This window comes from Clavibacter lycopersici (genome assembly GCF_003576405.1).
Classification (GTDB): Bacteria; Actinomycetota; Actinomycetes; order Actinomycetales; family Microbacteriaceae; genus Clavibacter; species Clavibacter lycopersici.
In genome coordinates this window covers 1-4,476 of sequence record NZ_QWGT01000225.1, presented here as the reverse complement: position 1 = coordinate 4,476, position 4,476 = coordinate 1, and the positions used below count along the sequence as shown (strand labels likewise).

At 73.2% G+C, this 4,476-nt stretch carries 5 protein-coding genes and 1 pseudogene; 2 read left to right on the top strand and 4 right to left on the bottom strand.

Annotated features, from left to right (window positions below):
- Positions 1-327, bottom strand: a 327-nt coding sequence (locus DZG00_RS12630; protein ID WP_158587806.1) for a LysE/ArgO family amino acid transporter, incomplete at its 3' end; no start/stop codon positions are given.
- A 69-nt stretch (positions 328-396) separates the two neighbouring features.
- Here DZG00_RS12630 and DZG00_RS12625 point away from each other — a divergent pair.
- Positions 397-1,293 carry a LysR family transcriptional regulator ArgP gene (locus DZG00_RS12625; RefSeq protein ID WP_119455684.1) on the top strand — a complete coding sequence of 299 codons (897 nt, stop codon included), beginning with the start codon at positions 397-399 and terminating at the stop codon, positions 1,291-1,293.
- A gap of 37 nt (positions 1,294-1,330) precedes the next feature.
- On the opposite strand, the gene DZG00_RS12620 is transcribed toward DZG00_RS12625, so the two are convergent.
- The 3 genes from DZG00_RS12620 to DZG00_RS12610 are packed head-to-tail and all read right to left on the bottom strand — an operon-like array spanning position 1,331 to position 3,958.
- Complete coding sequence (locus DZG00_RS12620) at positions 1,331-1,990, bottom strand: methionine ABC transporter permease (protein WP_119382895.1); 660 nt, start codon at positions 1,988-1,990, stop codon at positions 1,331-1,333.
- 1 nt (position 1,991) lies between these two features.
- Positions 1,992-3,029, bottom strand: a complete 1,038-nt coding sequence (locus DZG00_RS12615; protein WP_119382896.1) for a methionine ABC transporter ATP-binding protein — start codon at positions 3,027-3,029, stop codon at positions 1,992-1,994.
- The gene (locus tag DZG00_RS12610) at positions 3,026-3,958 is read right to left on the bottom strand and encodes a MetQ/NlpA family ABC transporter substrate-binding protein (protein ID WP_119455683.1); all 933 of its coding nucleotides are present in this window, start codon (positions 3,956-3,958) and stop codon (positions 3,026-3,028) included. The genes DZG00_RS12615 and DZG00_RS12610 overlap by 4 nt, the downstream gene beginning before the upstream one ends.
- Before the next feature lie 335 nt (positions 3,959-4,293).
- Between DZG00_RS12610 and DZG00_RS12605 the strand changes: the two are divergent.
- Positions 4,294-4,476: pseudogene (locus tag DZG00_RS12605) on the top strand (hypothetical protein); the annotation flags it as partial.

Here is a 4,476-nt window from a genome sequence, read left to right as displayed (position 1 = left end):
GAGCGCGCGCGGCGCGGACGCGGCGGCCGCGAGGCCCTGCGGCGCGACCGCCCGGAGCAGCGACAGGGCCGCGTAGCCGGCGAGGAACGCGGCGCCGAGGATGCGGATGACGACGATCGCGACGGGTGCCGCCTCGATCAGGGCGCCGATGCCGGCGACGCCCAGGCCGATGAGGATCACGTCGGAGACCGCGCAGATGAGGACCACGACGAGCACGTGCTCGCGCCGGGTGCCCTGCCGGAGGATGAAGGCGTTCTGCGCGCCGATGGCGGCGATGAGCGAGAAGCCGAGTCCGAAGCCGGAGAGCGCGTGCGCGAGCGGGTGCATGGCCACCACGCTAGGCACCGGTGGCGCATCAGACCAGCTCATCTTCCTGCTGCACCGTTAGCATCGCTGATGATGGACATCCGCACCGAGCACCTGCGCACCCTGGCCGCCGTCATCGACACCGGCACGCTCGACGCGGCCGCACGCGTGCTCCGCCTGACGCCCTCCGCGGTGAGCCAGCGGATCACGGCGCTCGAGCGGAGCGCGGGCCGCGTGCTCCTCCGCCGTACCCGCCCGGCGACCACCACGGAGGCGGGCGACGCCGTGCTGCGCCACGCGCGGCAGGTGCTGCTGCTCGAACGCGACCTGGACGGGCTGCTCGGCGTGGGCGACGCCGACGCTCCGCGGGCGGGCACGGCGGCGGTGCCGGTGGTCGTGAACGGCGACTCGCTCGCGTCGTGGCTGCTGCCGGCGTTCGCCGCTCTGGCCGCCGAGACCGGACAGGCCGTGGAGGTGCTGCGCGAGGACGAGCACCACTCGCTCGACCTGCTGCGCGACGGAACCGCGATGGCCGCCGTCACGAGCGTCAAGGACCCCGTGCAGGGCTGCACCTCGGAGCGGCTCGGCCGGATGCGGTACCGCGCCCTCGCCACGCCCGCCTACGTCGCCGCGCACCTGCCCGACGGGCCCACGCCGGGCGCGCTCGCCGTGGCGCCGCTCGTGATGTACGACCGCAAGGACGAGATGCAGGACCGCTGGCTCCGCGGCCGCCGCTCGCCTGCGGGGCAGCCGCGCCACTACGTCCCGTCGTCGGCGGAGTTCGTCACGGCCGTGACGCTCGGCATGGGCTGGGGCATGCTGCCGGACCTGCAGAGCGAGGAGCTCGTCGCGTCGGGGGCGCTCGTGCCGCTCGACGCGGGATCCCACGTGGACGTGGCCCTGCACTGGCAGCGCTGGAGCGTCGACTCCCCCGTGCTCGCCGACCTCACCCGGCACGTGCGCGCCGCGGCCGCCTCGCTCCGGTAGGGAGCGGGCGGCCGCGGGTCGCGCCGGGGAGACCGCGTCAGCGCCGGAGCGCCGCCCGGGCCATCCGGTTGCCGGCGAACTGCACCACCTGCACGAGCACGATGATGATGATCACGGCCGCCCACGTGACCACCGGCTCGAACTGCCGGTACCCGTAGACGATCGCGAAGTTGCCGAGGCCGCCCGCGCCGATCGCCCCCGCCACCGCGGTCATGTCCACGATGCCGACGAAGATGAAGGTGTAGCCGAGGATCAGCGGGCCGAGCGCCTCCGGGATCAGCAGGGTGAAGATGATCCGCACCGGGCTCGCGCCCACGGACCGGGCCGCCTCGATCACGCCCGGCTGCACCGTGAGCAGGTTCTGCTCGACGATGCGGCTGATCGCGAAGGACGCCCCGAGCGACAGCGTGAAGATGACCGCCGGCTGCCCGATGCCGCTGCCCGTGACCAGGCGCGCGAGGGGCTGCACGGCGAACAGGAAGATCACGAACGGGATCGGCCGGAAGGTGTTGACCACCAGGTTGAGCACCGCGAACAGGGACCGGTTCGGGAGCAGGCTGCCGGCGCGCGTGAGGTAGAGGCCGAGGCCCATGACCAGGCCGCCGACCCCGCCGAACAGCAGGGTGAGCAGCACCATCACGAGGGTCTCGACCGTCGACCGGCCGAGGAGCGGCAGGAGCGGGGTGAGCACGTCCATCTCAGACCACCTCCGTCACGGTGACGCCGGCGCGGTCGGCCGCGAGCACCTCGTCGATGCGCGCGGCGTCGCCGCCGAGCGCGAGGGTCAGGTTGCCGAACGTGCGGCCCTGGATGTCGGTGATCCCGCCGTGCACGACCTCGAACGCGATGCCCGCGGCGGCGAGCGCCTGGAAGACCTCGGACTGCGTCGCGCCGCCGTCCGCGAAGGACAGCGTGACCAGGCGGCCGGGGTGACGGCGGCGGAGGCGCTGCACCTCTTGCGGCTCGGGCACGCCCGCGACGACCGTGGAGACGAAGCGGCGCGCGGCGTCGCTCGTGGGGCGGGAGAACACGTCGAAGACCTCGCCCTGCTCGATGACGCGGCCGGAGTCCATGACCGCCACGCGGTGCGCGATGGACTTGATGACCTCCATCTCGTGCGTGATGACGACGATGGTGACGCCGAGCTCCTCGTTGACCCGGCGCAGCAGCGCGAGGACCTCGCTCGTGGTCTCGGGATCCAACGCGCTCGTCGCCTCGTCGGCCAGGAGGATCGCGGGGCTCGTCGCGAGCGCGCGGGCGATGCCGACGCGCTGCTTCTGCCCGCCGGACAGCTCGTCGGGCCGGGCGTGCGCCTTGTCGGCGAGGCCGACGAAGTGCAGCAGGTCGCTGATCCGCCGCTGCTGCTGGTCCTTCGGCATGCCGGCGACGGTGAGCGGGTACGCGACGTTGCCCCACACGGTCTTCGAGGTGAAGAGGTTGAACTGCTGGAACACCATGCCGATGCCGAGGCGCAGCTTCCGCAGCTCGCGCTCGGGGAGGTCCTGGATCTCCCGCCCGTCGACCGCGACGATGCCGGCGGTCGGCCGCTCGAGCGCGTTCACGAGCCGCACCAGGGTGCTCTTGCCGGCACCCGAGTAGCCGATGATCCCGAACACCTCGCCGCGGCGGATGTCGAGGTCGACGTCCGCGAGGGCCTCGAGGGCCTGCTCGCCCTTGGCGCGCGGCGGGTACCGCTTGCCGACGCCGCGCAGGGTGACGTGCGGGGCGTCCGTCATCGAGCCGCCTTCTTCTCGGCGACGGCCTGCTCGGTGGTGGCGAGCAGGCTCTGCAGCTCGTCGGCGGGGGTCTTCAGCGGGATCGCGGTGCCGCCCGAGTTCTCGACCACCGCGTCGACCACGGCGGGGGTGTCCTCGAAGATCTGCGCGAGCTTCAGGTACGTCTCGTTCTCGGCGTCGTCGGCGCGGGCCGCGAAGACGTTGACGTAGGCGAGCGAGTTGGGGTCGCTGGGGTCGTCCTGCGCGATCGCGTCGTCGGCGGTGAGGCCGGCGTCGGTGACGTAGTCGTTGTTGATGATGACGGCGTCCGCGTCGGGCAGCGACGTGGCGGTGAGCGCGGCGTCCACCGTGGTGACGGTGACCTTCGACGCGGCCTGGTCCACGTCGTCGAGCGTGGAGACGCTGGATCCGCCGCCCTTCAGCGACACGAGGCCCGCCGACTGGAGCACGAGCAGGCTGCGGGCGAGGTTCGACTCGTCGTTCGGGACGACGACGGTGCCGCCCTGGGGGATCTCCTCCACCGAGCCGTGCTTCTGCGAGTACAGCGCGAGCGGGTAGATCGCGGTCGCGCCGATGGGCGTGAGGTCGTCGCCCGCACCCTCGTTGTACTGCGCGAGGTAGACGAGGTGCTGGAACTGGTTGAGGTCGATCTCGCCCTCGCTGAGCGCCGGGTTCACCTGCGGGTACTCGGTGAAGTCGACGATCTCCACGTCGATGCCCTGCTCCTTCGCCGCCTCGACGAAGAGCGGCCACTGCGGGTCGCTCGCGCCGACCACGCCGATGCGGACGGCCTTGCCGCCGCCCGAGAAGGCGCCCGTGGCGAAGAGGGCGGCCGCGACGATCGCGAGGACGACGACGACCGCGCCGATGATGAGGCCGAGGCGGTTCCTCCGCTTCGGGGCGTCGATCAGGGGTGCCTGCGTGGTCATGGTGATCCTCTCGGTGGTGCGGGGCCGGTGCTGTCCGGTGGGGTGCGACGGCGCGGGTGCGTGGATGCGGGGATGCGGATGCGCGCGCGGACGACGCGCGCCGGGCGTGCCGACGCGGTCGTGCGGACGCCCCTCGGCGGTCGGGACGCCTCCCGGGAGGCGTGCGCGCGACGATGGTCGCGCATGCGGTGCGGGACCACGGCGACGGCCGGTGGCCGCGTCCCTGCAGCACCTCGACGCTAGGCCGCGCCGAGGGCGAAGTCGAACCGGGCCGTAACACGGGGACACCCCGCACGGGCCGTGCGGATGTGGCAGGGTCGGCCACGGAGGTGCCCATGCCCGAGGACGACGACGTCTCCGCGCTCCCCCTCGACGAGCTGCGCCGCCGCGTGTACGCGCAGGGGGCCGACGCGAGCGACGAGCGGTGGATCCGCGCGGCCGCCGAGCTCGCCCGGCGCGAGCGCACGTCCCGGCCCGCTCAGGCCGGCGATGCCGACAGGGACGCCGACGGGGGCACC